Origin of the sequence: Mesorhizobium sp. M0077, from assembly GCF_040322955.1 — a bacterium.
In the GTDB taxonomy this organism is placed as follows: Bacteria; Pseudomonadota; Alphaproteobacteria; order Rhizobiales; family Rhizobiaceae; genus Mesorhizobium.
In genome coordinates this window covers 326,926-351,048 of the sequence record NZ_JAMYUL010000002.1, presented here as the reverse complement: position 1 = coordinate 351,048, position 24,123 = coordinate 326,926, and the positions used below count along the sequence as shown (strand labels likewise).

The following is a 24,123-nucleotide window of genomic DNA, read 5'->3' as shown; positions in this document are numbered from 1 at the left end:
ATCAAGCGATCTCCACCGCGTAATTCTCGATCACCGTATTCGCCAGCAGCTTGTCGCACATGGCTTTCAGATCGGCTTCAGCCTTGGCCTTGTCGGTCTCCGAGAGCTCGAGGTCGAAGACCTTGCCCTGCCGCACCTGGCCGACGCCGCCGAACCCCAGTCCGGACAGAGCGTGCTCTATGGCTTTTCCCTGCGGGTCGAGCACGCCGTTCTTGAGGGTGACGGTGATGCGGGCCTTGATCATGCTGGACAGGTTCCTGTTCGAAGACTTAGCAATTCCAGGAAAAGTCTGAAGCGGTTTTTCGTCCGGAATTGCGTCAAGAAATGAAGACTTAGTGCGGCTTGCCTTTGAGGCCATCGGTCGAGGCGACGAGCACCGGGCCGGTCGGGCGCGGCGGCTCGTTCTCGTTCATGATGCCAAGGCGGCGGGCAACTTCCTGATAGGCTTCGACGAGGCCGCCCATATCGCGGCGGAAACGGTCCTTGTCGAGCTTGTCCTGCGTTGCCACGTCCCACAGCCGGCACGAATCCGGCGAGATCTCGTCGGCAACGACGATGCGCATCATGTCGCCCTCGAACAGGCGGCCGCATTCGATCTTGAAATCCACGAGCTGGATGCCGACACCCATGAACAGGCCGGAGAGGAAGTCGTTGACGCGGATGGCCAGCGCCATGACGTCGTCGATCTCCTGCGGGCTTGCCCAGCCGAAAGCGGTGATGTGCTCTTCCGACACCATCGGATCGTCGAGCGCATCGGCCTTATAATAGAATTCGATGATCGAGCGCGGCAGAACGGTGCCTTCCTCGATGCCGAGGCGCTTGGAAAGCGAGCCGGCGGCGACATTGCGCACCACCACTTCGAGCGGAATGATCTCGACTTCCTTGATCAACTGCTCGCGCATGTTGAGCCGGCGGATGAAGTGGGTCGGAATGCCCATGCGGTTCAGATGGTTGAAGATGTACTCGGAAATGCGGTTGTTGAGCACACCCTTGCCGTCGATGACCTCATGTTTCTTCTTGTTGAATGCGGTCGCATCATCCTTGAAGAACTGGATAAGTGTGCCCGGTTCCGGTCCCTCATAGAGGATCTTGGCCTTGCCTTCATAAATGCGGCGGCGATTTTTCATCTGATTTTTCTCTGGATTTGCGGGCAGGCGGCAAGCGACCAGTTCCTGTCCGTCTGCCTAAATTGGTGCGGCGACGGGTGGGGTTCAATGCCGGGTCTATCCCAATCACAGCGTTTGCTCAATCGGCAAATCCTTTCCATCGACCGCTTTCAGGAATGAAATGCCGCAGCGCAGCAAGCGATGTAGCATATTGACCGGCCCGCGCCCTTTTGGTTTGTGCTGCGGCAGCACACATATCCATCACCAACGCGAATCGATTTCATCGGAGGGAAGCCATGAGCAGCATGAAAGACCGCGAAGAGGGTTTTGAGCGCAAATTCGCCTTCGACGAAGAACTTCGCTTCAAGGCTTCGGCACGCCGCAACAAGGCGCTTGGCCTGTGGGCAGCCGAAAAGCTGGGCAAGTCCGGCACTGACGCCGACGCCTATGCCAAGGAAGTTGTGGTTTCCGACATCGAGGAAGCTGGCGATCACGACGTATTCCGCAAGATCCGCAAGGATTTCGACGCCGCCGGCGTCGACCAGTCGGATCACCAGATCCGCCGCACCATGGACGAACTGATGGCGCAGGCGATCGAGCAGATCAAGAACACCTAGAGCGAGTAGCGCTGGACCAATCGACCGCCCGGTCCAGCCGGGCGGTTTTTCTTTGCCTTTTCAGCCTTTTCCGGCTGAAACTGTGCGTAGGCCTGTTACAAGGCTCTACCCAACGAGGAAAGCACCCATGTCCCTGAAGTCACGCCTGGCGGCGGATGAAACGCTGTTCACCGCCTGGTCCGGCGTTCCGGACGCTTTGACGGTCGAAATCATCGCCAAGCAGGGTTTTGACGCCGTCACCCTCGATATGCAGCATGGCGGACACCACGAAGACTCGGTCTTGCGCGGCCTGGTGCCGGTGCTGGCCGCCAACAAGCCGGCGCTGGTGCGCATTCCGGTCGGCCGCTTCGACATGGCCAGCCGCGCCCTCGATTTCGGTGCCGAGGCGGTGATTGCACCGATGGTGAATTCGGTGGCCGATGCAAAACTCTTTGCCGCGGCGATGAAATATCCGCCGATGGGCGAGCGCTCCTGGGGCCCGACCTATGCTTTTCCGCGCCATGGCAAAGGCGACCACGCCGAATGGCTGCGCGACACCAATCAACGCACCATGGCCTTTGCCATGGTCGAAACGCGCGCCGCACTCGATGCGTTGGACGGCATCCTCGACACGCCGGGCATTGACGGCATCTTCCTCGGCCCATCGGATTTCTCCATCGCCTGGTCGAATGGCGCCACCGTCAATTCGACGCTGGAAAGCATGATGGAAACCGTCACCTCCATCGCCGAGCGGACGCGCAAGGCGGGCAAGCATGCGGCAATCTACGTCGTTGAGCCGGCGATTGCCGGCCGCGTCGTGGCGATGGGCTACCGGCTGCTGGCGATGGGCTCGGACCATGCGCTGATTTCGCTCGGCGCAAAGACACTCATCAAAAGCATGAACGATTCGATCAAGGGCTGAGGTGTGGTGCCTTGCCCGGTCAGGCCTTGAGGTCGGTCAGGAACTTGGCGAAGGTCATCGACCCTTCCGGCCACGGGCCGAAGCCGGCCTCCTCATTGAGGTGACCGGTTTCGCCGGCATCGATGAACAGCGAACCCCAGGCAGCGGCAATGTCCTCGGCAACCTCGAAGGCGCAGAACGGATCGTTGCGGCTGGCGATGACGATGGACGGGAAGGGCAGCGGTTCGCGCGCATAGGGACCAAAGGTCATCAGGTGACGCGGCCTTATCTCCGGGTTGGCGACGTCGGGCGGCGCGACAAAAAACGCGCCGGCGACCGGCTTCCTGAACTGCGGAATGGCCTGCACCGCGGCCGCCACACCGAGGGAATGGGCAACGATCACCACCGGCCGCTCGGCCTCGTTGACAGCGTTCGCCACGCTCGTCGTCCAGTCCTCGCGCACCGGCTTCGACCACTCCGCCTGCTCGACCCGGCGCGCCGTCGACAGTTTCGATTGCCAGCGTGTCTGCCAGTGTTCGGGGCCGGAATTGGTGTAGCCCGGCACGATCAGAATATCTGCGTCTTTGACTTTCATGGCGCTGAGATAGCGAGCGGCCGTGTCTCGTGCAACCCGCGCTGACGTATGCGGTGCATCACGATTGTGAACAACCTGTTCGATTCTTTCCATCTTGTGTGAACGATCGGGATCGACGATTTGAAGCGGGAAGAGATGGACAACAGAATAGGCTGGTGGCGCGCCCTAGGGATAACGCGCTGAACGGAGAGTTTTATGAGCGAACTGCCTTTTGCCGCGACGACCGCCGTCAGCGTGTCACGCGTGGGCCTGAAGGCGCGCGACGCCGAAGGACTTGCCGATTACTACCGGGCTGTTGTCGGCCTGCAGGAATTGAGCCGCGCCGATGGCGCCATCACGCTGGGCGCTGCCGAGCGCCCGCTGCTGGTGATCGAGCCTGACGCAGCGGCCAAGCCCGACGATCCGCGCAGCGCCGGCCTTTTCCACACCGCTTTCCTTCTGCCCAGCCGCGCCGATCTCGGCCGTTGGATAAACCATGCCGCCGCCAACAAGATCCGCATCGAGGGCGCCTCCGACCATCTGGTCAGCGAGGCTCTCTACCTGACCGACCCCGAAGGCAACGGCATTGAAATCTATAGGGACCGTCTGCCGCAGGAGTGGAAGTGGAACGGCGACAAGATCGCCATGGGGACCGAGCGGCTGAATCTGGCCGCCGTGGTTGGCAGCGTGCCGGCCGGTGACGCCGGCTGGCAGGGCGCGCCGCAAAACAGCATTATCGGCCATGTCCATCTGCGCGTCGGCCGGCCGGAAGATGCCGAGGCCTGGTGGCACGACGAATTTGGCTTCGACACGGTCGCTAAGTATGGAGGGCAGGCGGTGTTCCTGTCGTCGGGAGGCTACCACCATCATATCGGTGGCAATTCGTGGCACAGCGCCGGCGCCGGGCGCCGCGATCCGTCCCGCTCAGGGCTGGCCTGGGTCGAGATGCGCTCGGACAAGACAACCGCTGACATCACACGGGAAGATCCGTGGGGCACGGTGATCCGCACCGTGCCAGGCGCCCCAGGCTGAGCGTCTGCTCGGTTCTTACAAGGAATTGGCGGCGTAGCCCGTCAGCAGCCCATGCGCCCAGCTGTCGAATCCGGTCGCCGTGGCGCGGCCGGATGCTTCGGTCCAGTCATAGCTGACCGTATGATGGCTAAACGACCATTGTCTGTCCTTGCGCGTGGCAAGGGCATAGCGGGCATCCGGACTGCCGGTCACAGTCAAACCTGGGAATGCCTGGACGCCGACACTGCCGGGATTGAGGATTGTCCGGTTGTCCGACAAGCGCACAGCGCGCGGCGTATGTGTATGGCCGCACAAGGTCAGCCCGGCGCCGGCGCTGCCCAGCTTGTGCCTGATCTGCTTTTCATTGGACGGGTGGAAGTGGCTGCCTCCATCTTCCTCGAGCAGGAACACGTTGTCGTCACTCGGGCTGCCATGGCAAAGCAGGATGTCCTGGGCAGGCGACAGGGTGACCGGCAATGCCGAGAGCCAGGTCAATGATGCCTGGGACAGGCATTGGTGGGTGAAAGCATCGACGTCTTCCAACCCGGAAGCAGGCGGCTCGACCAGCACACGGTCGTGATTGCCGCGCACGGTCGGCCAATTCTGTGCAATTAGATATTGCGCAGTTTCTTCCGGCCATAGCGGCCCGGAAAGACAATCGCCCAGATTGACGATTATGTCGGGAGAAGCGTCTTTGATCTGCGCATGAACCGCCTCAAGCGCGCGCAGATTCCCATGGATGTCGGAAAGGACAGCCAGCCGCATGGAAGATCCTATCCGAAAACCCGCTTGAAGATCGTGTCGACATGCTTGGTGTGATAGCCCAGGTCGAATTTCTCGCGGATCTCGGCTTCGGGTAGCGCTGCGATGACTTCCTTGTCCGCCAACAATTCCTCAAGGAAATCAGCGCCATGTTCCCATACCTTCATGGCGTTGCGCTGCACCAGGCGGTAGGCGTCCTCGCGGCTGACGCCGGCTTGCGTCAGCGCCAAAAGCACGCGCTGCGAATGCACAAGGCCACGGAACTTGTTCATGTTCTTCAGCATGTTGTCGGGATAGACCAGCAATTTGTCGATGACGCCGGTCAACCGCGACAGCGCGAAATCGAGTGTTATCGTGGCGTCCGGGCCGATCATGCGCTCGACCGAGGAATGCGAAATGTCGCGCTCGTGCCAGAGCGCCACATTCTCCATCGCCGGCAGCGCCATGGAGCGCACCATGCGGGCAAGGCCGGTGAGGTTTTCGGTCAGCACCGGGTTGCGCTTGTGCGGCATTGCCGACGAGCCCTTCTGGCCCGGCGAAAAATACTCTTCCGCTTCCAGCACCTCGGTGCGCTGCAGATGGCGGATCTCGGTCGCCAGCCGCTCGACCGACGAGGCGATGACGCCGAGCGTGGCGAAGAACATGGCATGGCGGTCGCGAGGGATGACCTGCGTCGACACCGGCTCCGGCTTGAGCCCAAGCTTTTTCGCCACATGTTCTTCGACATAGGGATCGATGTTGGCGAAGGTGCCGATCGCGCCCGATATGGCGCAGGTGGCAATATCCTCTCGCGCGTGCACCAGCCGCTCGCGGCAGCGTGAGAACTCGGCATAGGCCTGCGCCAGCTTGACGCCGAAAGTGGTCGGCTCGGCATGAATGCCGTGGCTGCGGCCGATGGTGACGGTGTCCTTGTGCTCGAAGGCCCGGCGCTTCAGCGCGGCGAGCAGGCCGTCGAGGTCGGCCAGCAAAATATCGCTGGCGCGGCTGAGCTGCACCGCAAGGCAGGTGTCCAGAACATCCGATGAGGTCATGCCCTGGTGGATGAAACGCGCATCCGGCCCGACGAATTCGGCGAGATGGGTGAGGAAAGCGATGACGTCGTGCTTGGTGACCGCCTCGATCTCGTCGATCTTGCCGACGTCGAATTGGGCGGCGCCGCCCTTTTCCCAGATGGTCTTGGCGGCTTCCCTGGGGATGACGCCGAGCTCAGCCAGCGCATCGCAGGCATGGGCCTCGATTTCGAACCAGATGCGGAAGCGGGTTTCCGGCGACCAGATGGCGACCATTTCCGGCCGGGAATAGCGAGGGATCATCCGTCAGTCCTGATATGTCGGTGGTTAAGTGCGCCTCCTATCAGAGGCGGACCGAATGCTCAACGCTGCTGGCGTGCAAACCACAGGCTGGCGGCGGCAAGCGCGATGAATCCGAGCGGAAAATAGAGCCTGATACCCAGCACCACGAACTGGTAGAGCGCCGTCAGCGAGGTGAAGACCAGTTCGAACGCCCACCGGGCGGTGAAGGCCTCCGCGTGCCATTCGGCATAGTAGGAGCGGTATTGCAGCGCAAACAACCCGCCGGTGAAGGCGAGCGTCGTGGCAAGCAGGCAGACGAAGGCGGCGGCGAACGCCACCTCCCAATGCCGGTCGAGCGAGACAAGCCGCGCCGCGAACAACCCGACGGGAAAGGCCAATGCCGCGCCGGTCGCAAACAGCAGGACGACGAAGCGGATCTTTTCCGGGGTCTCCCAATTGTCGAGCCAAAGACCGGTCAGCGCGCTGGCGCCCATGGCCATCGCCCACAGCAAGGCGCCGACAAGCGCCGCGCCCGTCGATGGTATGGCGCGGCTGACGCGATTTCCGGCGCGCTTGCGCCAACTGGATTGATCGAGCGATGTCACAGGCGTCCGGTCACGGCGATCCAGCGAAAATCCGGTCCTTCGAAGCCGTATTGGCGCACTGCGATCAGCACCGCATAGGCGCTGATGCTGTCCATCGAGAACGTCTGCACCGCGCCGATCCTGTAGCCGTTCGGGCAGCCACGGCTTTTCGGGATCGATTTATCCTCATGCAGCAGATGGGTCTGGCCGCCATCCCTGGCCTCGATCCGCAGCAGGCGAAAACCGTTGACCTCGCCCTGGCTCTGGCAGCTTTCGGTGTCATTCATGCCGATCTCGTCCAGCCGGAATTCCAGCGGCGGGTCGACCGGCGAAAAGATCGGCCGTGGGTTCACCACCATGCGGAACGGGTCGGCCGACAATTCGGTCACCGGGTTGAAGCCGGCGGTGATGCCGCGGTTTGCGGTGAGTTCGGCCTGCACAACGACGGCTTCGCCCTTCTGCCTGGCTTGCTGACGGGCCGTCTCGAGCGAGGCGGTCTCATCCTCCAGCCGGACCCGGATTGGCGTGCCCTTCAGGAACGTGTCGTCGGCGGTGTTGATGTAGTAGCGATTAGCATAGGGAAAGCTCGAACCGTCTGCCACACCATATTCCTCGAAGGCGAAGACGCTGCCATCCTTGCTGAAGCCGAGGATTTCAAGCTCGGCGACATCGCCCGCTCGGGCGGCCATGGCGGATGCCAGATGGACCAGCAGGCAAACGCCAATCAGGACGAGATTTCGCATCGGGGTTCCGCTCCGCCTGCCGTGGTTCGATCGTTCCCTATCACGAGACGGTCAAAACATCGTGCTATTCAAAAGGCGATGCATCCAATTTCGCCTCTGTTTGTTATCGTCGATCGTTTTCAAAAGGAGAACACCCCATGACTGAGGCCAGCAAGATTCGCGAGCATATGGAAGTGGTCGGCGCCGACGGCGTTCACATCGGCACCGTCGACAGGGTCGATGGCGAGCGGATCAAGTTGACCAAGGCCGACAGCGGCGAGGGCGCCCATCAGGGGCATCACCACTACATTCCCTTGAGCCTGCTTGCCGAGGTCGAGGGCCAGAAAGTGTGGCTGTCGGCGAATTCGGATGTCGCGGTCAGCTTCGAGGAAGAGGAGTCCGACCCGACCTGACTGAAAGTCAGCGCGACGACCACACCGGAAACAGATCGCCTTCGGCCGGCGTCGCGGCATGGATGCCGCGGCTGATTGCGCGCGCCATGGTGGCGCCGGCGGCGGCAAAGAAATCGACGGCATCGTCGGCGCTGAGTTCTATGCCGCTCTTGCCCGTCGCCAGCGCGAACACCAGATCGCCGTCAGCCGGCGTGTGCACGGGCCAGATGGCGCGCACGAAGCCGTCATGCGCTGAAATGGCCAGCCGCTTGGCTGCCGCCTTGGTCAGCACGGCGTCGGTGGCGATGACGGCGATGGTGGTGTTGCCACCGGCCTCGGCTTGTCCACCGATACGCTTGTCGCGGTATTTCAACAGGATCCGCCTGGCGTCGTCCGGCATCGGCGAGGGATAGCCAAGCCCGCCGAACTCATCCCCGATCTCGAATGGCGCCGCCCAGAAATAGCGGGTCCGCGCGATCGTTACCGAGCCGGTCGGGTTGGCGGCGGCGAGCGCGCCGATGGTGACGCCCCTGTCGAGCACAGTCGAGGCAGAGCCAAGGCCGCCCTTCAGCCCGGAACTCAGCGCCCCGGTGCCGGCGCCGATTGTGCCGAGCGGAAAGTCGACTGTTGCCGCCTGGGCGGCTTCGTAGCCGAGGTCGCGGTAGGGAGGATAACGGCCCCAATCCTTGTCGCCGCCATTGCGCAGGTCGAACAGGATCGCCGCCGGCACGATCGGCACGCGAAAGCCGCCAACATCGACGCCAATGCCTTTTTCGCGCAGCGCTGCCTGAACGCCGGAGGCGGCGTCGAGGCCGAAGGCCGAGCCGCCCGACAGCACGACGGCATGAACCGCCTCGATGGAATTGTGCGGTTCGAGCAGGTCGGTCTCGCGCGTACCCGGCGCGCCGCCGAGGATCTGCACGCCACCGACCGCCGGTTCGTCGCACAATACGGTGGTGACGCCCGATTTCAGCTTGGCGTCCGACGCGTTGCCGACGCGCAGGCCGGCGACATCGGTGATCAGATTGCCCGGCCCGGTGCGAAACATCAATTCGTCTCCGCCGGCACGAAACGCGTCCCGTCGAAGCGGAAGGCGCGATAGAGGTTTTGGCTCAGATCGCCTTTGTCGTCGAACCGCAGCGGGCCGATCGCGGTGGTGAAATCATGCCCGGTTAGCGCGTCGGCCAGCCCCTTGCCCGAGGTCTCGGGCGCGGCCGAGGCCGAGGCCGCCTTGGCAATCTCCACCGCCGCATAGGCCGGCAAGGCATAGCCATCCGGCGCGATGTTTTTGGCCGTAAACGCCGCCAGCACCTTGGGATCGGCGACATCGGCCCATTCCGGCGGCGCGATCATCAGCGTGCCGACGGCGTAAGGCACATCGCCGGGTGGCGTGCGCAAATTCTCGCCGCCGGCAAAGACGATGCCGGCCTCGAGCTGGCCGGCGTCGCGGCCCATAATGGCGATGTCGTCGCCGTCGCCACCGGCAAAGACATGCGTAGCGCCCGCCTTCTTCAGCCGGCCGATCAGCCCGATCTGGTTGTCGAGCTGGGGCCGGAAGGTGTCTGTGAAGACCGGCTTCAGCGCCGCCTGTTCGGCCGCTGCGCGCAGCGTCTCGGCGATTTCGCGGCCATAGATGGTGCCGTCATCGACGATGGCGAACAATTCGCTCTGCCACAGCCGGGTCAGGATGGCGGCCACCGCATTGCGCTCGTCATCGCCGCGCGGGCCCAGCCGGTAGACCGGCCAGCCGGTTTTGGCGCGGCGGTCGGTCAGGCTTTCGGTGCGCACGCCAACGGTGATGACCGGTATGTTGGCGTCCTTCAGGATCGGCAGCGCCGCCTGGATCGCCTCGGTGCAGAGGAAGCCGAGGACGATATCGACCTTCGCAGCGGCGAATTCCCTGGCGGCGGCAGCCCCGCCATCGGCGGTGCAGGCATCGTCGACCGTCCTGATCTCGGCGCCGTCGGCTTCTGCTGCCAGGGCAGCACCCGCCTCGATCTGCTTGCCAAGTATCGCCGACGGACCGGACAGGGGTGCGGCGACGCCGACAAGCAAAGTCTGCGCGCCGGCGCTTGCCGGCAGCAGCCAGAGCAGTGCCGCTATTACAGCTGTTAGGGGTCGCATTCTGACGACGAATTCCTCCGTGCCGGTCGCATGCTTCCAGCGTCTCTTCCGCCAAGACCTAAAGGCTGCCCGCCCCAGGCGCAACACGGGAATTTGCGGATTGGCGTCAACCACTTCGCTTGTGGCCTATTGTGTGCCGCCATATATAACCCTTGGGTTCCCGCTTATGGAAAATCATCGGTGTTGAAGTTGAACGACATAGGGCCTCAGGCCTATCGCGACGCGATGGCGCATTTTGCCGGCCACGTCCATGTGGTGACCACCGACGGGCCCGCCGGCAAACGCGGCACGACGGTGATTGCCGCCTGTTCGGTGTCGGATACGCCGCCGACGGTTCTCGTCTGTCTCAACCGCGAGAATGCCAAGAACGAGCTGTTCGTGCAAAACGGCCGGTTTGCGCTGAACACGCTGGCTTCGCACCAGCAGCCGCTATCGGTGGCGTTTTCAGGCCTGACCGGGCTGTCGGCCGATGCGCGTTTCGCGCTTGGCGAGTGGGACGTCATATCGACGGGCGCGCCTACCCTGAAGGGCGCTCTTGCGGTTTTCGACTGCGAATTGATGGACACCAAGGATCTCGCCACCCATCGTGTGCTTTTTGGCAAGGTGACAGGCCTGCGCATGGGCGATAATTTGCGGCCGCTGATCTACCACGCCCGCGACTACCACGTGCTGCAGAGCGGAGCAGAGGCGGCAACGGAGAAAGAATGACCGAGCTGAAACCGCGCCCCGTGCCGCGGACGATCGACGAAACGCTCGATCTCCTGACCGGCGCGGACTATGTCGCGGATCGCTCGCTGGCCACGGTGCTGTTCCTGTCGCTGCGCATGCAGCGGCCGCTCTTCCTTGAAGGCGAGGCCGGCGTCGGCAAGACCGAGATCGCCAAGGTGCTGGCGCAGGCGCTCGGCCGCCGGCTGATCCGCCTGCAATGCTATGAAGGGCTCGACGTCTCCTCCGCCGTCTACGAGTGGAACTACGCTGCGCAGATGATCGAAATCCGCATGGAGGAGGCGGCAGGCAAGGTCGACCGCTCCGACATGGAACGCAACGTGTTCTCCGAAAAATACCTGATCCGCCGCCCGGTGCTCGATGCGCTGACCGGCAAGGCGGGTGCGGCCCCGGTGTTCCTGATCGATGAGCTCGACCGCACCGACGAGGCGTTCGAGGCGTTCCTGCTCGAAATCCTCTCCGACTTCCAGGTGACGGTCCCCGAACTCGGCACGATCAAGGCCGAGGAGCCGCCGATCGTCATCATCACCACCAACCGCACCCGCGAAATCCACGACGCGCTGAAGCGGCGCTGCCTCTATCACTGGGTCGACTATCCCAATGCCGAGCGCGAGCTGGAGATCGTGCGCCGCAAGGTGCCGCAGGCCAACAGCCGACTTTCCGCGGAAGTGGTGTCGTTCATCCAGAAGCTGCGCCGGGTCGAGCTGTTCAAGGCGCCGGGTGTCGCCGAAACCATCGACTGGGCCGGCGCGCTGACAGAACTCGACAAGGTGGCGCTCGATCCCGAAACCGTCTCCGACACGATCGGCGTTTTGCTGAAATACCAGGACGACATTGCCCGCATCGGCGCGGGCGAGGGCCGGCGCATCCTCGACGAGGTCAAGGCCGAGCTGGCGGCGGCGGAGTAGGGCAAGTGAAGGCGCCCGAACCCAGAGAGGCGACGGAAGACGGGCGCATCGCCGACAACATCGTCTATTTCGCCCGTACCTTGCGCAAAGCGGGCATGCGCGTCGGGCCGGCTTCGGTCAAGGATGCGATCGAGGCGGTGCTGGCCGCCGGCATCGGTTCGCGCGACGATTTCTACTGGACGCTGCATGCCGTGCTTGTGTCGCGGCACGAAGATCACCCTGTTTTCGACGAAGCCTTCCGGCTGTTCTGGAAATCGCGCGAGCTGATCGAGAAACTTCTGGCGATGTTCTCGCCGGTGGCTCCTGACACCAGGGAGAAGCAAAAGCCGCGCGCGGCAGAAAACCGCGTCAGCCAGGCCATGTTCGAAGGCCACGAGAAGAATCGGCCGGTCAGGGAAATCCCGGAGATCGAAGTCGACGCCCGGCTAACCTTCTCCGGGAATGAAGTGCTGCGCGGCAAGGATTTTGCCCAGATGAATGCCGACGAGATGGCAGACGCCAAGAAGGCGATTGCCCGGCTGCGGCTGCCGTTCGACATGGTCCGTACCCGACGCTTCAAGGCAGACCTGCATGGCCGCCGTATCGATCCACGCGCCATGATGCGCTCGGCCGCGCGCACCGGCGGCGAACTGATCCTGCCGAAATTCCGCTCAGCCCGCGAAGTGCATCCGCCGCTGGTGGTTCTCGCCGATATCTCCGGTTCGATGAGCCAGTACACGCGCATCTTCCTGCACTTTCTGCATGCGCTGACCGAAAAACGGCGGCGCGTGCACACCTTCGTCTTCGGCACGAGGCTGACCAATCTCACGCGGCAGATGCGCCATCGCGACCCCGATGCCGCCCTTGCCGACTGCTCGGCGGCGGTCAAGGACTGGTCGGGCGGCACCCGCATCGGCGATACGCTGGCGGAGTTCAACAAGCACTGGTCACGCCGCGTGCTCGGGCAGGGCGCGGTGGTGCTTTTAATCACCGACGGTTTGGAGCGCGACGATGTTTCCGGCCTGTCGCAAGAAATGGATCGCCTGCACAAATCCTGCCGGCGGCTGATCTGGCTCAACCCGCTTCTGCGCTTTGGCGGCTTCGAGGCGCGGGCCCGCGGCGTCAGAGCGATGCTGCCTCATGTCGACGAGTTCCGCTCGGTGCACAATCTCGATGCGCTGGCCGACCTCTGCGCCTCGCTGGACAAGAAATCGGCCGCTTCGGTCGATCCGCGTCGCTGGCTGGACGCTGGTGTCAGGCGCGCCGCATAGCCATATTGGATTCCGAAAAACAGGCTCCCAGAGAAAAACAGACTTTGAGGCAAGCGATCATGGACAACAGCATCTATCTCGATGAGGCCCGCGACCCCTTGATCATCGCGGAAGGCTGGATGAAGGACGGCAAGGATGTCGCCATCGCCACTGTGGTCGAGACCTGGGGTTCGGCGCCGAGGCCGGCCGGCAGTCATCTGGTCATCGACGCCGAAGGCAATTTTCACGGCTCGGTCTCGGGCGGCTGCGTTGAGGGTACCGTGGTGAGCGAGGCGATGGACGTCATCGACTCGGGGAAAGCGAAGATGCTGGAGTTCGGCGTTGCCGACGAAACCGCCTGGCAGGTCGGCCTGTCCTGCGGCGGCCGCATCAAGGTCTATGTGGAGCGGCTCGGTTAGGCATGGATCCCTACGCTCTCAAAGCCCTCAATGCCGAACGCCGTGCCCGCCGTGCGGCGATCCTGGTGACCGATCTCGGCGACGGCCGCGACCGCATCGTGCGAGAAGGCGACCAGGTTGCCGGCGATCTCGGGCAAGCGATCGCCAAGGCTTTCCGCACCGGCAATTCGGGTTCGGTCGAGGCTGAAGGGCGCACCTTCTTCCTCAACGCGCATTTGCCGCAGCCGCGCCTGGTGGTAGTCGGCGCCGTCCATATCAGTCAGGCGCTGGCGCCGATGGCCAGGATCGCCGGCTATCCCCTGGAGATCGTCGATCCGCGCACCGCCTTCGCCACCCCGGACCGTTTTCCCGATGTAGCCCTGCATGCCGAATGGCCGGAGGATGTGCTGAAACGCCAGCCGCTCGACAGCTATACGGCGCTCGCCGCCGTCACCCATGATCCGAAGATCGACGATTTCGCACTGAAGGCCGCGCTCGACGCCAACTGTTTCTATGTCGGCGCACTCGGCAGCCGCAAAACACACGCCAGGCGCGTCGAGCGCCTGCTGGCGCTCGGCGCCAGCGCCGACCAGATCGCCCGCATCCACGCACCGATCGGTATCGACATTGGCGCGGCGAGCCCGGCCGAGATCGCCGTCGCCATCCTGGCGCAGACGATCCACGCCTTTCGCTCGCGCGGGCTGGAATCGAAAGGCGCTGCGGCGTGAGATTCGGTCCGGTTCCAATCGACCAGGCCGAAGGCGCGGTGCTCGCGCATGCCACCACGGCGGGTGAGCGACGTTTCCGCAAGGCGCACACGCTGAGCGCACAGGACGTGGCGGCGCTGAAAGCAGCCGGCATTACCGAAATTGTCGCGGCGGTGCTTGCCGCTGATGATCTGAGCGAAGATGCGGCGGCTGAAAAGATCGCCGCTAGCATGATCCATCGCAACATCGAGGCAAAACCCGCCGCGACCGGCCGGGTCAATCTCCATGCCAAGGCAGCCGGTGTCTTCACCGTCGATGCCGCTATGATCGACGCTATCAACACGGTCGACCCGACCATCACCATTGCCACGCTGGCGCAGCACGCGCCGGTCGAGCAAGGCCAGATGGTGGCGACGGTCAAGATCATCCCGTTCGCCGTCGCCTCGGCCCTTGTCGATGCGGTGACAAAGATCTGCGCCGGCGGCGAGATCTTCGCCGTCAACGCCTACCATCCGGTGCGCATCGGCGTCATTCAGACGATGCTGCCCGGCATCAAGCCCAGCGTGCTCGACAAAACGCTGCGCGTCACCGAGGCCCGGCTGGCACGCTCCGGCGGTCGGCTGACGACGGAGCGCCGCACGCCGCACGAGATCGCGCGTGTAGCCGAGGCAGCGGCCGCGCTGGCGCGCGACAACGACATGGTGGTGATCTTCGGCGCCTCGGCGATGAGCGATTTCAACGATGTCGTTCCGGCGGCGATCGAGGCAGCAGGTGGCACGGTGATCCGCGCGGGCATGCCCGTCGATCCCGGCAATCTGCTGGTGCTGGGCACGCTCGACGGCAAGCGCGTCATCGGCGCGCCCGGTTGCGCCCGCAGCCCCAAGGAGAACGGTTTCGATTGGGTGCTCGACAGGCTGATCGCCGGCCTCGACGTCACCGCCAAGGACATCGCCGGCATGGGCGTTGGCGGCCTCTTGATGGAAATCCCGACCCGGCCGCAGCCGCGCGAGCCGCTGCCGGCGAGAGCCGGGCTGAAGGTCGAGATCGTGCTTCTGGCCGCCGGTCGCTCCAGCCGCATGGGCGGGCCGAACAAGCTTCTGGCGCTGTTCGACGGCAAACCGCTGGTGCGCCGGACAGTCGAGCGCGCACTGGCCTCGAAGGCAACCAGCACCGTTGTCGTCACCGGCCACCAGCGTGAGCGGGTGCACCAAGCCTTGACCGGCCTCGACGTGATCTTCGCCGACAATCCGGATTTTGCCGACGGCCTGTCCTCGTCTCTAAAAGCCGGCATTGCCCGCGTTGGAGCCGAGGCGGCCGGCGCCATGATCGTCCTCGGCGACATGCCGGGTATCTCATCGGCCGATCTCGACCGGTTGATCGAGGCCTTCCGTAGGGACGGCGGCCGCTCAGTGGTGCGTGCCGCCCATGACGGCCGCCGCGGCAATCCGGTGCTGCTGCCACGCGCGCTGTTTGGAGGCATCGCTCACCTCGAGGGCGACACCGGCGCCCGCCACCTGGTCGAGGCCGAGGGACTGGATGTCATCGACGTTGAGATCGGCGACGGCGCGTCGATCGATGTCGACACCCGCGAGGCGCTGGAAGACGCCGGCGGCGTGCTGCAGGATTGACAAAGCGAAGCCGAAAAACGCATGCCTTTAGCATGGCTCTCTCTTTACTTGCCTCAGCGCTTCTACCCCCCTCTGGCCTGCCGGCCATCTCCCCCTCAAGGGGGGAGATCAGCAGCCTCGATGGCGGCGTCTATCCTACAGCTTTGAAGATTGGCGGAAGCCGGCGTGACATCCAATCTCCCCCCTTGAGGGGGAGATGGCCGGCAGGCCAGAGGGGGGTAGCCGCGCTCCATACCCTTCTGGTTTCACTTCTGTTCCTGTTCTCCACCACCCACGCTGACGCCCTCGAACTAAAACCCTACAAGGATGACCTCTTCGCCTATCCGGCGACGCTCTCTTCGTCTGACAAAGGCGCTTACGCCGTCATCGACTATCGCGAGATGCGCGACATCAACGACCGCGACGAAGTGCCGGAAAAGCGCGTGCATGCGCAGTATACCGACACCGGCGTGCGCAAGGTGCAGCGGGATTTGATGCTGAAAACCGAAGCCGGCGATGTCAGGCATGTCGCCGTAGGCAAGACCGAAGGCGCCGGTATCATCGTGCTTTACCTGCACGGGCAGGGCGGCAGCCGCAAGCAGGGCGTCGACGACTTCACCTTCGGCGGCAACTTCAACCGAATCAAGAACCTGATGGCCGGCAATGGCGGCCTCTATCTCTCACCCGATTTCACCGATTTCGGCGACAAGGGCGCGGCCCAGGTCGCGGCGCTGATCGGCCATTATGCCGAGGCCTCGCCGGACGCGAAAATCTTCGTCGCCTGTGGCTCGATGGGCGGCGCGCTGTGCTGGAAGCTGGCCGGCCGCAGCGATACGGGACGGCGCATCAACGGGCTGCTGTTGCTCGGCTCGCTGTGGGATGACAGTTTCCTGTCGAGCCCGGCCTACAGGCGCCATGTGCCGGTGTTCTTCGGCCAGGGCAGCAAGGACCCGGTCTTTCCCGTGGAGAAGCAGGAGGCCTTCTTCCGCTCCATCATTGCGAACTCGAAAGCCTATCCGACCCGGTTCGTCCGGTTCGAGACCGGCACCCATGGCACGCCGATCCGCATGGTCGACTGGCGCCAAACGCTGAACTGGATGCTGTCGAAGGCGCCCTGAGGCATATCGCCCAGAGGTGCCCCTTGGTTTTGGCAATCATGGTTCGGCCGATATCCTCTTAGGTGTAGGCTGATATGATCCAACAGATCGGAAGCACAGCGATGGACGCCCACCCCTTCAAGATCCAAATTCCGAACGAACAACTTGAAGATCTCCAGCGCCGGCTTAGCGCAACACGATGGCCAATTCCGCTAAGCGAAGCGGGCTGGAGCGATGGGGCCGAGCTGCCGTTTATCAAGCGCCTTGCGGATTACTGGCGAGACCGCTTCGACTGGAGAGTGCAAGAGGCGCGGCTGAACCGGCTGCCGCAATATCTGACGAGGCTGAACAACCTAGATGTCCACTTTCTCCACCAGCCAGGCAACGGACCGGCGCCGCTGCCGCTGATCATAACGCATGGCTGGCCCGGCTCACGGCGCGGTGTTGTAGTCGACCACTGTCTGCGGGTTCTCCTCGCCATCGTAAGACGCGTCCACATCATATTGGACGAGGGAAAAATCGCCGTTACGGAACAGGTATATCCCCTTGTCCGAGGCGTCGCCGATGCCGCGCCATTTGTTGAACGTGGTCAGCGTCTTGGCGTCTTCGTCATATTCGGAATTGGCCGCCCAGCCGGTTGTGCGGAAGCCGATGATATCCATGCCCAGCAGTTTGCCGTCGCTGTCATTGTTCTCGTAACGGATATCCATTTCGGGCTCGGTGAACTGCAACTGCCGCACGCCCGATACTTCGTCGGTCATGTAGTAGACCGAACTTGCGTTATAGGCTGCCGCTTGGCAGTAGAACTCGAAAAGCCGCGTTTCCTTGTCGGGATCGCTGGCAGCCGCGTCCTTTGCCTTGTATTTGATCGAAAAGATGTTCGGCTCCTCGCCGAGAAATTGCTTGTCACACTGATCGCCATAATCGGCGGCGAACAGTTTCTTCACCTGCTCGAGTGCGGTGTCCTTCTTCGGCGGCGGCGGCCCGTCACCACAGCTTGGCGGCAGCGCCCCCTCGAAATCGGCCTTGGATGGCTTCAGCGCGCCCTTGTCGATAAAGATTGGTCGGAACGGCGGGGCCTGGATCTGAGCGCTGACCTGGCGCAGCGTGTAGCAGCCGGCGAAGACTGCTTCCTTGCCGTCCTTGTCGGTGGCGCGGATGGCCACCGGGACACTGTAATAGATGCTGCCGGCGGCACCTTCATCGGAAATGGCGCCGGTTTCCACGTCGACCTTGTCGGTGCCGTCATAGCCCTTGACGAAAGTGTCGAAATCCTTTGCCGGCTTGGTATCGCCGTAGTAAGCCCAGGCGCGGGCGAATTCGTGCCGGTTGATGGCACTGTAGAGCGAACGGACCACCGCTGCGGCATCCGACCTGTCGTCGACATAAGGTGCCTGGTCATCGGTCGCCGGGTCATCATCGGCCAACAAAGCTTGGCTGGATACAGCAAGGGAGAAAAAAGCGGTCGCTGCCAGAAAGACAAGTCTCATCGGGGATCTCCACCACGACAGGATTCTATCACATCGATTGCGGCGACGTGGTGACGCTTGAAAAATCCTCCGGGAAGGCGCTACGTCCCGCCGTCGGCGCTTCAGCCGCAATGGAGATTTGAACGTGACACTATCGATGTATGAAGCCTCGGTGCCGGTGTTTTCGGCCAGGCTGAAGGCGCTGTCCGGCGTGCTGTCGGCGGCCGAACAGAATGCAATCGAGCGCAAGATCGACCCGCAGGTGTTTTTGACCGCGAGGTTGGCGCCCGACATGTACGCGCTGGTCAGGCAGGTGCAGGTCGCCACCGACCACGCCAAGGGCGCGCCATCAAGGCTGGCCCGTCGCGAGGTGCCGAAATACGAAGACAATGAAGCGACCTTCGCCGAGCTTCAGGCGCGCCTGACCAAGACGCTCGATCTGCTGGCGTCATTCTCGGCCGCCGAATTCGATGGTTCGGATGAAAGGGTGGTCGAACTGAAGTTTGGCCAGCGCGAAGCCTCGATGCCCGGCATGCAGTATCTGCTGCATGTCGCCATGCCCAACTTCTATTTCCACGTGACCACCGCCTACGACATCCTGCGCCACAATGGCGTGCCGCTGACCAAGGGCGCCTATCTCGGTAATCGTTGACGAATTCGGCATTCCGAGGTTTCCCGGTCGCTGCCGGGAAACCTCGTCTCGCGCTGGTTCAGCGCACGGACATTTCGCGGGCTATGCGCGGGAAGTCGGCCGGCTTGATGCCGATGTCGGCGCGGTCGGCATTGCTCATCGAGTGCAGCAGTGCCAGGGCGGAACGATAACGCAGATGCTCCTGCGGACGCGGACGGGCAAACATTTCAGTGAAGAACCCCATGATTCGGCCCCTAGTTGATCCTCCACATCTTCGAGTATAGGCAAATTATGAAGATTGTGGTGCAGCATTTGCATGGCAGCCATGCCGGGGGCGCAATTTTTTCGGCACAATTGGCTCACCCGCTGAAACTTATGACTGGTGCCGACCGTACGCATAGACGCTGGCACATGGCCGGCTTTTCCTCGCCACTCCTGGCGAATTTCCGGACTGCATGCAAATGCAGTCCGGCTTTTTGTTGAGCTGCACCATCAACCGGTCGCGCAAGCCCGGCGAACGCCTAAACTGGTTAAGATCAGCGGCATTCATTTTTAACGAGCCGGTTCTATGCTGCGACCGGCTCTGTTCGCACGCTTAAACGAGGGGGAGGCTGACATCGGCGCCAAGCGGGATTTCGCTTCCTTGCTCGACGATCTGTTCGTTGCCTCCGACAAGGATGAGGCGGCGGAAGAGACGAGCGCCCGGCCGTCGATCCCGTTCGACTATCTCTCCGTGGCCGACGAGCTTCATTCCGGCCGCATCAAGGTCTCGGGCGAAACGTTCGCAGCCGAATACCGCGAGGCGGGAGCCGATCTCGCCGCCGAATTCGCAGCCCTTCTCGATCATGCCAAGCTGGCGCTGGCCGGCGAAGAGGCAAAGCCCGAGGAAAAGCTGCCGACGATCGACCCTGACGCGATCGCCGTCGAGCTCGGCCTCGATCATCCAGTCAAGAACGCCGATCTCGGCCGCATGCGCCGCAGCTTCGCCTTCGCCAACCACCCCGACCGCGTCGCGCCGCATCTGCGCCAGCGCGCAATGATCCGCATGCAGGTGGCCAACATGCTGATCGACGAGGCCAAGCGGCGCGCTTTGGCTGGCGTCCGGCGCTGACTTTCCAGGGTTCACGCAAAAGTCGGTCCGCTAAGGGTTGGAGAGCGGCGCCGCTTTCCCTATAGATGCGGCTTCCTTCCAGCGTAGCCGCGCAATTCCCGCCGGAGAAAATTCGATGCATAAACGCCGTCTCGGTCGGACCGATCTTCTTGTGACCCAGATCTGCCTGGGGTCGATGACCTGGGGCGAGCAGAACACCGAGGCCGATGGCCATGCGCAGATGGATCTGGCTTTTGAGCGCGGCGTGAATTTCATCGACACCGCCGAGCTCTACCCGATCCCGCCCAAGGCCGAGACGCAGGGGCGCACGGAAAAGATCATCGGCAGCTGGATGAAGGCCAAGGGCAACCGCGACAAGGTGATCCTGGCCTCGAAGGTGGTCGGCCGCACCGCCAACAGCTGGTTTCGTGGCGACCGTCCGTCGAAATTGGTGCGCGCCGACATCTTTGACGCCATCGACAAATCGCTGGCCGAGCTCGGCACCGACTATCTCGACCTCTACCAGATCCACTGGCCGGAGCGCGACATCCCCTGGGGCGCCAACCCGACCCGCGTGGGTGCTGTGCCGCGCCGTGCCGATGCCGTTGGCGCGCCGGCCGGCGAGACGCCGATCGCCGAGACACTCGCAGTCTTCGAGGAGCTGGTGAAGGCGGGAAAGATCCGCCATCTCGGCCTGTCGAACGAAAGCTCCTGGGGTGTCATGCGTTTCATCGCCGAGGCCGACAAGGGCGTCGGCCCGCGCATCGTTTCGCTGCAGAACGCCTACAATCTGGTCAACCGTACGTTCGAGGTGAACCTGGCCGAAGTCTGCGGGCGCGAGGATGTCGGCTTTCTCGCCTATTCGCCGCTGGCGCAGGGCTATCTCACCGGCAAATACGACCATGGCGCACGGCCGCAGGGTTCGCGCTCGCAGCTGTTCAACCGCGGCCAGCGCTACGAGACGCCGAATGCGGCGGAGGCGCAACTCGCATACAACGAACTGGCGCGTTCCTTCGGCCTTGAACCGGCGCTGTTTGCCAACGCCTATGTCGCCAGCCGGCCTTTCGTCACGTCCAGCATCATCGGCGCGACGACGATTGCCCAGCTTGAGATGGCGCTGTCGTCAGCCGACGTGACCTGGACCGACGAGATGCAGAAGGGCGTGGATGCGATCCACCAGCGCGTCGGCAATCCGTGCCCATAAGCAGACCGTTTGGCCGGGATTGCCGAGCAAAGACAAGGGGAAGGGGACAGCCATGGATTTTCCGATCGAGACCGTCAGGGGAAAATTTCCGGCGCTGGACCTGACCGACAAGGGCCGCCGGCGCATCTATCTCGACAATCCGGCCGGCACGCAGGTGCCGCAAGCGGTTGCCGACGCGGTGGCGCGCTGCCTCCTCACCACCAACGCCAATCTCGGCGGCTATTTCGAAACCACGCTTGCCGCGCAAAAGGTGTTCGACGACGCCCATGAGGCGATGGCCGATTTCCTGGGTGCAGCGAGCGCGGAGGAAATAATCATCGGCGCCAACATGACGACGCTGACCTATCACATGTCGCGCACGCTCGGCCGCGGCTTCAAGCCGGGCGACGAGATCATCGTCACCCGCATGGATCATGAGGGCAATGTCTCGCCCTGGCTGCAACTGGCCGAAGATCTTGGCCTCCTGGTGCGCTTCCTGCCTTTCGACGAGAACAGCTGGCAGGTCGAGGAGGCGGCGCTCAGCGCTCTGCTTACCGACAGGACAAAACTCGTTGCGCTGAACTATGCCTCGAACCTCACCGGCTCGATCAATCGGGTGAAAGCGCTGACGGCCATCGCCAAACAGGCCGGCGCGGTGGTCTATGTCGACGCCGTGCAGTTCGCGCCGCATGGGCTGGTCGACGTGCAGGATCTCGGCTGCGACTTCCTGATCTGCTCGGCCTACAAATTCTTCGGCCCGCATATGGGCATATTGTGGGGACGCCGCGACATCATCGATGCGCTGCAACCCTACAAATGCCGTTGCTCTTCCAATGGCCTGCCGGAGCGCTTCGAACTCGGCACGCCGCAGATCGAACTGATGGCCGGGCTTACCGCAGCGGTCGATTACTTCGCCGAACTCGGTGCTGCGGCCGGCGAGGGCGGTTCGCGAAGGCAAAAGATCGCAAAGGCATACGAAGTGTCGATCGCCTACGAAAACCCGCTGGCGCTGAGGCTGATCGATGGGCTGTCCGCCATTGAGGGCCTGACCATCCGCGGCATCACCGATCAGAAGCGTGTCATTGAGCGCGTGCCGACCGTGTCCTTCACCGTCGACGGCATCGTGCCAGAGACGATCGTGCGGCAGATGAATGCCGAGAACATTTTTCTATGGTCGGGTCACAACTACGCCTGGGAGATCGTCCACCATCTCGGCATTCCGGCCGAGCAGGGCGTCGTGCGCATCGGTATTGCGCACTACAACACGGCGGCAGAGATCGACGAGACGTTGGAAAGCGTGCACCGGGTGATCGCCATGCTGAGGCAGCAGCGCTAGTCAGCTATCGCTGTTTGCCGCCGAAACCGGTGAGGAACGCCGTGAGATTGTCGCCGAGCGCGTCGCAAAGATAGCCGCCTTCCTGGACGATAACCGTCGGCAGGCCGAGCTTGGCAATTGCCTCGCCGATCCGCGAGAAACCGGGCGTGGTCACCGAAAGCCCGCCGAACGGATCGCCCTCGAACGCATCGAGACCGAGCGCCACGACCAGCGCGTCCGGCGAAAAGGCGCGGATACGCTGGAACGCCACTTCGAGGGCCTCCAGAAACGCCGCGTCGGCTGATTTGCGCGGCAATGGCAGGTTGAAATTATAGCCGAGGCCCGGACCTTCGCCGCGCTCATCGGCATGGCCCCAGAAGAACGGATAGAAGCGCACCGGATCGGCGTGCAGCGACACCGTCAGGACGTCGGAACGCGTATAAAAGATGCCTTGCGTGCCATTGCCGTGATGCAGGTCGACATCGAGGATCACCACCCGCGCTGCCTGCTTGCGCAACACCTGGGCCGCGACCGCTGAATTGTTGATGAAGCAGAAGCCGCCGGCGACATCGGCAAAGGCATGGTGCCCGGGTGGCCGGCAGAGCGCATAGGCGGCGGGCGCGCCAGCCATGACGGTTTCAGCCGCCTCGACCGCGCTCCAGGCGCTCCACAGCGCGCTGTGCCAGGTTTCGGCCGAAATCGGGCAGGCGGTGTCGGCCATGTGGTAGCCGGCCTGGCCGACCGCCGAGGCCGGATAGGACCCTGTGCGGGCCAGTGGATGGATGTTGGGGATGACTTCCGCGGATGCGCCCTCGATGCGCTGCCAGCGCGCAAAAATGTGTTCGAGGAAGGCGAGATATTCCGGCGTATGCACCGCCGCCACCGGGCCTAGGCCATGTTCCCTGGGCCGTTCGATGGTCAATCCGGCAGCTCTTGCGCCGGCTAACAATCGCTCGGCGCGCTCCGGCTGTTCCGGATTGGGCTGCGGCGCGCCGCTGGACAGGAATGCCTTCGGGTCGTGGCGTTTCTGCTCCTCGGCAAAGAAGGCTTTCATTCCGCGTCCCCATCCTGCGCTGCATCGGCAAAGGCGAAAAAGGCTTCACCGACGATCTTCTGCGTCTGCTCGTAGTGCGCCCAGGCAATGCCCAGCTTTTCATAAAAAGCCTTGGCGCCGTCATTATCGGTGTCGACGGACAGCCTGAGATAGACGCCGCCATCCCTGCGGCAGTCGCGGGCGACGCGGCGCAGCAGACTTTCGCCAATCTTGCGGCCGCGAAACCGGTCCTCGACATAGAGGTCCTGGATATAGACGCCGGGCCGCCCCATCCATGTCGAGAAGATCGGGAAATGCAGGCAGAGCCCCGCAAAATCGCCGCCGATCTCGGCGATCAGGGTGGAGAAGGCGGGCTTGTCGCCAAAGCCGTAGCGGCGGAGATCGTCGGCAGTGGACGTGATCTCCTGATGCGCGCCGATATGGGTGCCGAGCTTGAGCAGCGCGGCATGGATGGTGTCGACGTCGTCGATGGTGCCGGGGCGGAGGGTGACTGTACTCACGATAGGCAAGGCGCCCAGGCACCCCCCTCTGTCCTGCCGGACATCTCACCCTCAAGGGGGGGGATTGGCAGCTTTGGCGCTGCCATCCATTTTGCAACGATTGAGATTGGCGAAGGCCGCAGTGACATCCGATCTCCCCCCTTGA

28 protein-coding genes and 1 pseudogene are annotated in these 24,123 nt (G+C 63.2%); 16 read left to right on the top strand and 13 right to left on the bottom strand.

The window, feature by feature from the left end; genetic code table 11:
* Nucleotide 1 precedes the first annotated feature (1 nt).
* Complete coding sequence (gene purS, locus NKJ57_RS05915) at nucleotides 2–244, bottom strand: phosphoribosylformylglycinamidine synthase subunit PurS (RefSeq protein WP_023669092.1); 243 nt, start codon at nucleotides 242–244, stop codon at nucleotides 2–4.
* Between the two features lie 88 nt (nucleotides 245–332).
* Entirely contained in the window at nucleotides 333–1,127 is a 795-nt protein-coding gene (purC, locus tag NKJ57_RS05910; protein ID WP_013532127.1) for a phosphoribosylaminoimidazolesuccinocarboxamide synthase, read from the bottom strand.
* A gap of 275 nt (nucleotides 1,128–1,402) precedes the next feature.
* Here purC and NKJ57_RS05905 point away from each other — a divergent pair, with 275 nt between their 5' ends.
* Together NKJ57_RS05905 and NKJ57_RS05900 are read left to right on the top strand one after the other, a co-directional pair.
* Nucleotides 1,403–1,723: a DUF1476 domain-containing protein gene (locus NKJ57_RS05905; protein WP_023669091.1), complete on the top strand. Its 321-nt coding sequence runs from the start codon at nucleotides 1,403–1,405 to the stop codon at nucleotides 1,721–1,723.
* A gap of 127 nt (nucleotides 1,724–1,850) precedes the next feature.
* Nucleotides 1,851–2,624 carry an HpcH/HpaI aldolase family protein gene (locus tag NKJ57_RS05900; protein WP_023690189.1) on the top strand — a complete coding sequence of 258 codons (774 nt, stop codon included), beginning with the start codon at nucleotides 1,851–1,853 and terminating at the stop codon, nucleotides 2,622–2,624.
* 19 nt (nucleotides 2,625–2,643) lie between these two features.
* Here NKJ57_RS05900 and NKJ57_RS05895 read toward each other — a convergent pair whose 3' ends face one another.
* Nucleotides 2,644–3,198 (bottom strand): RBBP9/YdeN family alpha/beta hydrolase, encoded by a 555-nt coding sequence (locus tag NKJ57_RS05895; protein ID WP_023754380.1) that lies wholly within the window; start codon nucleotides 3,196–3,198, stop codon nucleotides 2,644–2,646.
* A gap of 195 nt (nucleotides 3,199–3,393) precedes the next feature.
* On the opposite strand from NKJ57_RS05895, the gene NKJ57_RS05890 reads away from it, so the two are divergent.
* Nucleotides 3,394–4,209, top strand: coding sequence for a VOC family protein (locus tag NKJ57_RS05890; RefSeq protein ID WP_352511269.1), 816 nt, complete (start codon nucleotides 3,394–3,396; stop codon nucleotides 4,207–4,209).
* 15 nt (nucleotides 4,210–4,224) lie between these two features.
* On the opposite strand, the gene NKJ57_RS05885 is transcribed toward NKJ57_RS05890, so the two are convergent.
* From NKJ57_RS05885 to NKJ57_RS05870, 4 genes are read right to left on the bottom strand one after another with little or no spacing between them, the layout of a single operon-like run.
* On the bottom strand, nucleotides 4,225–4,953 hold the full coding sequence (locus NKJ57_RS05885) for a metallophosphoesterase family protein (RefSeq protein ID WP_352511268.1): 729 nt from the start codon (nucleotides 4,951–4,953) through the stop codon (nucleotides 4,225–4,227).
* 8 nt (nucleotides 4,954–4,961) lie between these two features.
* Nucleotides 4,962–6,263, bottom strand: a complete 1,302-nt coding sequence (purB, locus tag NKJ57_RS05880) for an adenylosuccinate lyase (protein ID WP_352511267.1) — start codon at nucleotides 6,261–6,263, stop codon at nucleotides 4,962–4,964.
* 59 nt (nucleotides 6,264–6,322) lie between these two features.
* On the bottom strand, nucleotides 6,323–6,787 hold the full coding sequence (locus NKJ57_RS05875) for a hypothetical protein (protein WP_352511404.1): 465 nt from the start codon (nucleotides 6,785–6,787) through the stop codon (nucleotides 6,323–6,325).
* 56 nt (nucleotides 6,788–6,843) lie between these two features.
* Entirely contained in the window at nucleotides 6,844–7,569 is a 726-nt protein-coding gene (locus NKJ57_RS05870; protein WP_352511266.1) for a DUF2259 domain-containing protein, read from the bottom strand.
* A 137-nt stretch (nucleotides 7,570–7,706) separates the two neighbouring features.
* Here NKJ57_RS05870 and NKJ57_RS05865 point away from each other — a divergent pair, with 137 nt between their 5' ends.
* Entirely contained in the window at nucleotides 7,707–7,961 is a 255-nt protein-coding gene (locus NKJ57_RS05865) for a DUF2171 domain-containing protein (RefSeq protein WP_023669083.1), read from the top strand.
* A 7-nt stretch (nucleotides 7,962–7,968) separates the two neighbouring features.
* Here NKJ57_RS05865 and NKJ57_RS05860 read toward each other — a convergent pair whose 3' ends face one another.
* Nucleotides 7,969–8,988 carry a P1 family peptidase gene (locus NKJ57_RS05860; RefSeq protein ID WP_352573665.1) on the bottom strand — a complete coding sequence of 340 codons (1,020 nt, stop codon included), beginning with the start codon at nucleotides 8,986–8,988 and terminating at the stop codon, nucleotides 7,969–7,971.
* The gene (locus NKJ57_RS05855; protein ID WP_352511264.1) at nucleotides 8,988–10,064 is read right to left on the bottom strand and encodes a branched-chain amino acid ABC transporter substrate-binding protein; all 1,077 of its coding nucleotides are present in this window, start codon (nucleotides 10,062–10,064) and stop codon (nucleotides 8,988–8,990) included. The genes NKJ57_RS05860 and NKJ57_RS05855 overlap by 1 nt, the downstream gene beginning before the upstream one ends.
* A 180-nt stretch (nucleotides 10,065–10,244) precedes the next feature.
* Between NKJ57_RS05855 and NKJ57_RS05850 the strand changes: the two genes are divergently transcribed.
* The 8 genes and pseudogenes from NKJ57_RS05850 to NKJ57_RS05815 form a co-directional block, all read left to right on the top strand.
* Nucleotides 10,245–10,772 carry a flavin reductase gene (locus NKJ57_RS05850; protein WP_352511263.1) on the top strand — a complete coding sequence of 176 codons (528 nt, stop codon included), beginning with the start codon at nucleotides 10,245–10,247 and terminating at the stop codon, nucleotides 10,770–10,772.
* Nucleotides 10,769–11,698, top strand: a complete 930-nt coding sequence (locus tag NKJ57_RS05845; protein ID WP_352511262.1) for an AAA family ATPase — start codon at nucleotides 10,769–10,771, stop codon at nucleotides 11,696–11,698. Before NKJ57_RS05850 ends, NKJ57_RS05845 begins: the two co-directional genes overlap by 4 nt.
* A gap of 5 nt (nucleotides 11,699–11,703) precedes the next feature.
* The gene (locus NKJ57_RS05840; protein ID WP_023669078.1) at nucleotides 11,704–12,948 is read left to right on the top strand and encodes a vWA domain-containing protein; all 1,245 of its coding nucleotides are present in this window, start codon (nucleotides 11,704–11,706) and stop codon (nucleotides 12,946–12,948) included.
* A gap of 59 nt (nucleotides 12,949–13,007) precedes the next feature.
* Nucleotides 13,008–13,346 (top strand): XdhC family protein, encoded by a 339-nt coding sequence (locus NKJ57_RS05835; RefSeq protein WP_023669077.1) that lies wholly within the window; start codon nucleotides 13,008–13,010, stop codon nucleotides 13,344–13,346.
* A 2-nt stretch (nucleotides 13,347–13,348) separates the two neighbouring features.
* On the top strand, nucleotides 13,349–14,053 hold the full coding sequence (locus NKJ57_RS05830) for an XdhC family protein (protein WP_023734543.1): 705 nt from the start codon (nucleotides 13,349–13,351) through the stop codon (nucleotides 14,051–14,053).
* The gene (locus tag NKJ57_RS05825) at nucleotides 14,050–15,660 is read left to right on the top strand and encodes an NTP transferase domain-containing protein (protein ID WP_352511260.1); all 1,611 of its coding nucleotides are present in this window, start codon (nucleotides 14,050–14,052) and stop codon (nucleotides 15,658–15,660) included. The genes NKJ57_RS05830 and NKJ57_RS05825 overlap by 4 nt, the downstream gene beginning before the upstream one ends.
* Before the next feature lie 185 nt (nucleotides 15,661–15,845).
* Nucleotides 15,846–16,757, top strand: a complete 912-nt coding sequence (locus tag NKJ57_RS05820) for an alpha/beta hydrolase family protein (protein ID WP_488377170.1) — start codon at nucleotides 15,846–15,848, stop codon at nucleotides 16,755–16,757.
* Between the two features lie 74 nt (nucleotides 16,758–16,831).
* Nucleotides 16,832–17,158: pseudogene (locus NKJ57_RS05815) on the top strand (epoxide hydrolase N-terminal domain-containing protein); the annotation flags it as partial.
* Between the two features lie 9 nt (nucleotides 17,159–17,167).
* Here the strand turns inward: NKJ57_RS05815 and NKJ57_RS05810 are convergent.
* Entirely contained in the window at nucleotides 17,168–18,226 is a 1,059-nt protein-coding gene (locus NKJ57_RS05810) for a DUF1176 domain-containing protein (RefSeq protein ID WP_352511258.1), read from the bottom strand.
* 124 nt (nucleotides 18,227–18,350) lie between these two features.
* Here NKJ57_RS05810 and NKJ57_RS05805 point away from each other — a divergent pair, with 124 nt between their 5' ends.
* Nucleotides 18,351–18,857 (top strand): DUF1993 domain-containing protein, encoded by a 507-nt coding sequence (locus tag NKJ57_RS05805; protein WP_023743118.1) that lies wholly within the window; start codon nucleotides 18,351–18,353, stop codon nucleotides 18,855–18,857.
* 58 nt (nucleotides 18,858–18,915) lie between these two features.
* Here the strand turns inward: NKJ57_RS05805 and NKJ57_RS05800 are convergent, their stop codons facing one another.
* Nucleotides 18,916–19,080 (bottom strand): hypothetical protein, encoded by a 165-nt coding sequence (locus tag NKJ57_RS05800; protein WP_023706483.1) that lies wholly within the window; start codon nucleotides 19,078–19,080, stop codon nucleotides 18,916–18,918.
* Between the two features lie 324 nt (nucleotides 19,081–19,404).
* Between NKJ57_RS05800 and NKJ57_RS05795 the strand changes: the two genes are divergently transcribed.
* From NKJ57_RS05795 to NKJ57_RS05785, 3 genes are all read left to right on the top strand, one after another.
* Nucleotides 19,405–19,947, top strand: a complete 543-nt coding sequence (locus tag NKJ57_RS05795; protein WP_352511257.1) for a hypothetical protein — start codon at nucleotides 19,405–19,407, stop codon at nucleotides 19,945–19,947.
* A gap of 115 nt (nucleotides 19,948–20,062) precedes the next feature.
* Entirely contained in the window at nucleotides 20,063–21,130 is a 1,068-nt protein-coding gene (locus NKJ57_RS05790) for an aldo/keto reductase (RefSeq protein ID WP_352511255.1), read from the top strand.
* 52 nt (nucleotides 21,131–21,182) lie between these two features.
* Complete coding sequence (locus NKJ57_RS05785; protein ID WP_023690167.1) at nucleotides 21,183–22,445, top strand: cysteine desulfurase-like protein; 1,263 nt, start codon at nucleotides 21,183–21,185, stop codon at nucleotides 22,443–22,445.
* A 4-nt stretch (nucleotides 22,446–22,449) separates the two neighbouring features.
* Here the strand turns inward: NKJ57_RS05785 and NKJ57_RS05780 are convergent, their stop codons facing one another.
* The gene (locus NKJ57_RS05780; protein WP_352511253.1) at nucleotides 22,450–23,478 is read right to left on the bottom strand and encodes a histone deacetylase family protein; all 1,029 of its coding nucleotides are present in this window, start codon (nucleotides 23,476–23,478) and stop codon (nucleotides 22,450–22,452) included.
* Nucleotides 23,475–23,978: a GNAT family N-acetyltransferase gene (locus NKJ57_RS05775; protein ID WP_352511251.1), complete on the bottom strand. Its 504-nt coding sequence runs from the start codon at nucleotides 23,976–23,978 to the stop codon at nucleotides 23,475–23,477. Before NKJ57_RS05775 ends, NKJ57_RS05780 begins: the two co-directional genes overlap by 4 nt.
* Between the last annotated feature and the right edge of the window lie 145 nt (nucleotides 23,979–24,123).

Coding starts and splice junctions, on each gene's coding strand:
- NKJ57_RS05780 (WP_352511253.1), bottom strand. CDS start 23,478: ATGAAAGCCTTCTTTGCCGAGGAGCAGAAACGCCACGACCCGAAGGCA.
- NKJ57_RS05885 (WP_352511268.1), bottom strand. CDS start 4,953: ATGCGGCTGGCTGTCCTTTCCGACATCCATGGGAATCTGCGCGCGCTT.
- NKJ57_RS05905 (WP_023669091.1), top strand. CDS start 1,403: ATGAGCAGCATGAAAGACCGCGAAGAGGGTTTTGAGCGCAAATTCGCC.
- NKJ57_RS05835 (WP_023669077.1), top strand. CDS start 13,008: ATGGACAACAGCATCTATCTCGATGAGGCCCGCGACCCCTTGATCATC.
- purS (WP_023669092.1), bottom strand. CDS start 244: ATGATCAAGGCCCGCATCACCGTCACCCTCAAGAACGGCGTGCTCGAC.
- NKJ57_RS05790 (WP_352511255.1), top strand. CDS start 20,063: ATGCATAAACGCCGTCTCGGTCGGACCGATCTTCTTGTGACCCAGATC.
- NKJ57_RS05865 (WP_023669083.1), top strand. CDS start 7,707: ATGACTGAGGCCAGCAAGATTCGCGAGCATATGGAAGTGGTCGGCGCC.
- NKJ57_RS05800 (WP_023706483.1), bottom strand. CDS start 19,080: ATGGGGTTCTTCACTGAAATGTTTGCCCGTCCGCGTCCGCAGGAGCAT.
- NKJ57_RS05900 (WP_023690189.1), top strand. CDS start 1,851: ATGTCCCTGAAGTCACGCCTGGCGGCGGATGAAACGCTGTTCACCGCC.
- purB (WP_352511267.1), bottom strand. CDS start 6,263: ATGATCCCTCGCTATTCCCGGCCGGAAATGGTCGCCATCTGGTCGCCG.
- NKJ57_RS05855 (WP_352511264.1), bottom strand. CDS start 10,064: ATGCGACCCCTAACAGCTGTAATAGCGGCACTGCTCTGGCTGCTGCCG.
- NKJ57_RS05830 (WP_023734543.1), top strand. CDS start 13,349: ATGGATCCCTACGCTCTCAAAGCCCTCAATGCCGAACGCCGTGCCCGC.
- NKJ57_RS05845 (WP_352511262.1), top strand. CDS start 10,769: ATGACCGAGCTGAAACCGCGCCCCGTGCCGCGGACGATCGACGAAACG.
- purC (WP_013532127.1), bottom strand. CDS start 1,127: ATGAAAAATCGCCGCCGCATTTATGAAGGCAAGGCCAAGATCCTCTAT.
- NKJ57_RS05890 (WP_352511269.1), top strand. CDS start 3,394: ATGAGCGAACTGCCTTTTGCCGCGACGACCGCCGTCAGCGTGTCACGC.
- NKJ57_RS05860 (WP_352573665.1), bottom strand. CDS start 8,988: ATGTTTCGCACCGGGCCGGGCAATCTGATCACCGATGTCGCCGGCCTG.
- NKJ57_RS05895 (WP_023754380.1), bottom strand. CDS start 3,198: ATGAAAGTCAAAGACGCAGATATTCTGATCGTGCCGGGCTACACCAAT.
- NKJ57_RS05785 (WP_023690167.1), top strand. CDS start 21,183: ATGGATTTTCCGATCGAGACCGTCAGGGGAAAATTTCCGGCGCTGGAC.
- NKJ57_RS05870 (WP_352511266.1), bottom strand. CDS start 7,569: ATGCGAAATCTCGTCCTGATTGGCGTTTGCCTGCTGGTCCATCTGGCA.
- NKJ57_RS05810 (WP_352511258.1), bottom strand. CDS start 18,226: ATGAGACTTGTCTTTCTGGCAGCGACCGCTTTTTTCTCCCTTGCTGTA.
- NKJ57_RS05795 (WP_352511257.1), top strand. CDS start 19,405: ATGCTGCGACCGGCTCTGTTCGCACGCTTAAACGAGGGGGAGGCTGAC.